General features: G+C 65.8%; 1 protein-coding gene and 1 tRNA gene. One reads left to right on the top strand and one right to left on the bottom strand.

What is annotated here, in order from left to right:
• Positions 1–582: 582 nt before the first annotated feature.
• Positions 583–3540, top strand: coding sequence for a WD40 repeat domain-containing protein (locus ACR2JI_RS07510; protein ID WP_526389458.1), 2958 nt, complete (start codon positions 583–585; stop codon positions 3538–3540).
• A 180-nt stretch (positions 3541–3720) separates the two neighbouring features.
• On the opposite strand, the gene ACR2JI_RS07505 is transcribed toward ACR2JI_RS07510, so the two are convergent.
• Positions 3721–3791: transfer RNA gene (locus ACR2JI_RS07505), tRNA-Gly, on the bottom strand.
• Positions 3792–3803: the final 12 nt, after the last annotated feature.

Genomic DNA, 3803 nt, shown 5'->3' with positions numbered 1-3803 from the left:
GAAAAACGCCCCGACAGGGGCGTTGTTCGAGCGGGCGACGGGAATCGAACCCGCGTAGCTAGTTTGGACTGAAGGGGATCGGAATTAAGAGTTCGCCCAAGGGTTGGGATGTGCGATGATCTAACCCTGGTAGGGGAGCCTGGTCGACAGGACTCAATGTCTGCGTCTTGCCTCGCGCGGGATGTTCCGCGATGGGATCCACTAGCCTTCTTTGGCTGCATTGGGTGTCCTGCTGACGGGAAGTGCGAGATGCGTGCATCAGTGCCCGTCGGAACCGTCGCAGGTTTGGCGGTAGCAGTTGGGATCGGGGTGGCTACCGGCGGCCTCGGTGTGGCGGGGGCCGCCCCGGCTGACTCCTCGGGTTCGTCGGCCGCCGCTGACGGTTCCGGTGATGATGCGGCCTCGCGGGATGTCACGGCAGGACGGTCTGGCGGCAGGCGGTCCCCGGCATCGGCGGGCCGTGCCACTCGCGGCGCGAGTGCCGTGCCGACCTCCGCCTCATCGGTGGACCGGCAGAAGTCTCGCCCGACGTTGTCGGCTGCGCAGGCACCGAAGTTTGCCCCCGCGCCGCACGAATCCGCAGTGGACATTTCCGTGGCGACCACGTTTACTGCCCCGGCGAAATCCACACCGGTGCTGCCGTATTCGGCGACGAGTGCGACCGCGGTCCAGCCCGTTGCGCCACTGGCCGTGCCCCTCACCAATGGTGATGTACCCCAGATGGTTTCGGCTCCTGCTCCGGCGGTAGCGGCGCGGGCGATGGACTCGGTGTGGTCCCCGCTGCTCGGGACGAACCCGCAGTCGCCGGCGGAGTCACCTGCGTCGTGGGTGATGCTCGCCGCTTCGCGTCGCCAACCCGGGGCACCCTCGGCGGCGAGGTCCAAATCCGCCACGCTGTCCACGGGCCAGGTGGTCCCCGTCGCGCCGGCCGCGGCGGCGGTTCCGGCGGTGGCCGTAATCAATTCCCCGCCGGCGATTTCCAAGACGGTGCTGAGCATCCCGAATGTGAACACGGGCGCCGTGACAGGGACTGTGACCGCTACCGACCCGAACAATGACAAGTTGACCTTCACTGCGACGACCTCGATCAAGGGGGCGGTGACGATCACCACGGCGGGGGTGTTCACCTACACCCCGAACGCCGTGGCGCGCCATGCTGCCGGGAAAGCCAGGGCGACGACGGCCGCAACGAAGGACATGGTGACGGTGACGGTCACCGACGGCAAGGGTGGCACCGCCACCTCAGCGGTGTCGGTGCCGATCTCACCGGCCAATAGTGTGCCCACCGGCAAGGTGACTGTCGGCACCCCCAACACCACCACCGGTGTCGTGACTGGAACGGTCGCAGGTACCGACACCGACAGGGACGCTTTGACATACAGCGTGCCCACTACAACGTCCAAGGGCACGGTCGCGGTCAACGCCAACACGGGTGCCTTCGTCTACACCCCGACCGCGACTGCTCGCCACAATGCCGCGGCGACCACCGCCACCACAGCCAAGACTGACATCTTCACCGTCACGATCAACGACGGTTACGCCGGCTCGGTCGCGGTGCCGGTGACGGTGACGATCAGCCCGACCAACACCGCCCCGCTGGCAGGGACCCCGGTGGTGGGCACCCCGAACGCCACTACTGGTGTCGTGAACGGCACGGTCAGTGCGACTGACGCGAACGGCGATCCGCTGACGTTCAGCGTCCCGGCGACGACGGCCAAAGGCGCTGTCGTCATCACCACCGCGGGAGCGTTCACCTACACGCCGACAGCTACCGCGCGGAGCAACGCCGGTAAGGCGGGTGCGACGGCCGCGGACAAGGCCGACACGTTCACCGTCACGATCACCGACGGTTACGGCGGCACGGCGGCGGCGGCGGTCAACATCACGATCCGCCCGACGTATACCCCCCCGGTGGCGGGTGTCCCGACGGTGAGGACGCCGGACACCTCGACCGGGTTGGTCACTGGCGCCGCGGTGTTCTCCGATACCGCGGGGCGCACCCTGACCTTCAGCAGCGGAGCCACCAGCGCTGGTGGTGGCGCGGTGAGTATCAACGCCGCCACAGGTGTTTTCGTCTACACCCCGACCCAATCCCAGCGCCGGGCCGCGACCGGGTCCACCACCGACACCTTCACCGTCACCGCCGGTAACGGCGTGCGCACCGCCACCCAGACCATCACCGTCACCGTGGATCCCGGCACCCCGAACGCCGGCACACCGACGGCAGGAACCCCGAATTCCTCGACGGGGGTGGTGACGGGGTCGGTCTCGTTCACCGATTCGGCGGGGCGGACGTTGTCGTACAGCGCTCCGGTGACCTCGGCCGGTGGTGGCGCAGGGATTGTGAATGCGGCGACGGGTGCGTTCACCTACACCCCGACCCCGGGACAGCGTCAGGCGGCAACGGGGTCGACGACAGATACGTTCACGATCACGGCCAATAACGGGGTGAACAGCGCGAACACGACGGTGACGGTGTCGGTGGCCGGTAGTGGTCCAGTCGTTGTCGCCACGATCACGCTGGACTCTGGTCCGAATCCGAACGATCCGTCGTTCAAAAATGGGCCGGGTGTGGCGGTGAGTCCGGATGGCTCCCGGGTCTACGTCACCGACTCAAGCGACAGTTCGGTGCGGGTGATCGATACCGCCACTGCCGCGGTCGTAGCCACGATCTCCAACGTGCCGCAAACAGGTTTGGAATTGGCCATTGGTGGAGCCGGTGGTGTGGCGATGAGTCCCGATGGTTCCAAGTTGTACGTCGCCGGGCACTGTGGTAATGGGTGCATCGGAACTGGTGTGTGGGTCATCGATACCGGGACCGGCACGGTGACCGACACATTAGACGTCTCCTCGGCGTTCAGTGTGGCGGTGAGTCCCGATGGTTCCCGGATCTACGCCACCAGTTACCGCGAAGGTGCGATGTACGTGTTTGACGCGAACCAACCCCGTAACGTCCTCGACATCATTCAAAACGTGGTTTATCCCGATCACTCCTCGAGCGTGGCCGTGAGTCCAACCCGCCCCCGGGTCTACGTAGCCGGACAGCTATCGACGGCGGTGTGGGTGATCGATACCGACCCCGCCAGCCCCACCTATAACCAACGCATCGAAGCGATTGGGTTGGGAGACCGTTATGCGGAGGGCGGGATAGCGGTAAGTCCGGATGGTTCCCGGGTCTACGTCTCCACTGGCGACTCGGTCACGGTGATTGATCCCGGGCCCGAGGCCCTCCAGAACAGCGGCAATATGATGGGGACGGTCGTCGGAAGGATATGGGCGGTCGCAGGCGGTGGCCTGGCGATGAGTGCCGATGGTTCGCGGGTCTACGTCACCAGTCAAGGAGGCGACACGGTGTCGGTGATTGATACCGGCATGGGTGCGGTCATCGACACGATCACGGTGGGCCCCTGGCCGGGCGGTTTGGCGGTGAGTCCGGATGGTTCCAGGGTCTATGTCGCCAGCTGGTTTACGAGCTATGACCCACAGTTTGGTTTTGCCACCGGTTCGCCGTCGGTGTCGGTGCTTGATACCGGCCGTTAGGTGACGGTGGGACTGGGGCGCGGCAGGGGCGCCAGCCGATCAACGCGCGCCTCGAATGTCAAGCATCAACCGGAACCGCACATGGTCTGGAGCCGCTTTGCGCGGTATACGCGCGGTCCGGAAATTTGCCGCTGACCTGCGGCGACCTACGAAAAACGCCCCTGCCAGGGGCGTTGTCCGAGCGGGCGACGGGAATCGAACCCGCGTAGCTAGTTTGGAAGACTAGGGCTCTACCATTGAGCTACGCCCGCATGCTTGCGCGA

The sequence above is a fragment of the Mycobacterium sp. genome (assembly GCF_051006775.1).
In the GTDB taxonomy this organism is placed as follows: Bacteria; Actinomycetota; Actinomycetes; order Mycobacteriales; family Mycobacteriaceae; genus Mycobacterium.
Note: the sequence above shows the minus strand (reverse complement) of the source record. Positions and strands in the feature narration are given on the sequence as shown.